The organism is Mesorhizobium sp. M4B.F.Ca.ET.143.01.1.1 (genome assembly GCF_004792275.1).
In the GTDB taxonomy this organism is placed as follows: domain Bacteria; phylum Pseudomonadota; class Alphaproteobacteria; order Rhizobiales; family Rhizobiaceae; genus Mesorhizobium; species Mesorhizobium abyssinicae.
In genome coordinates this window covers 1-304 of sequence record NZ_SRSR01000289.1, presented here as the reverse complement: position 1 = coordinate 304, position 304 = coordinate 1, and the positions used below count along the sequence as shown (strand labels likewise).

Here is a 304-nt window from a genome sequence, read left to right as displayed (position 1 = left end):
GCCTGGCCGGACAATGTGGAGCGGATCGAGCACCTGCCACCTTCCGAACATGCCGCCTTCTACAGCCGCCAGCGCTACACATTGAACCTTACGCGGGCTTCGATGATCGCGGCAGGATGGTCGCCCAGCGTGCGGCTTTTCGAGGCCGCTGCCTGCGGCACTCCCATCATAAGCGACCGCTGGCCTGGACTCGACGATTTCTTCCCGGTCCCGGCGATCGAGACGGCGTCCAATGTTGGAGATGTAGACAAGATCCTCAGCGCCAAGTCCGATCGGGCAAGGCTCAACATGGCCAGACTGGCGC

Annotated in this window: 1 protein-coding gene; it reads left to right on the top strand. The window is 62.8% G+C overall.

The window, feature by feature from the left end; translation table 11 throughout:
* A partial coding sequence (locus tag EN786_RS37030) for a glycosyltransferase (RefSeq protein WP_145972939.1) occupies positions 1-304 on the top strand: 304 nt, incomplete at both ends.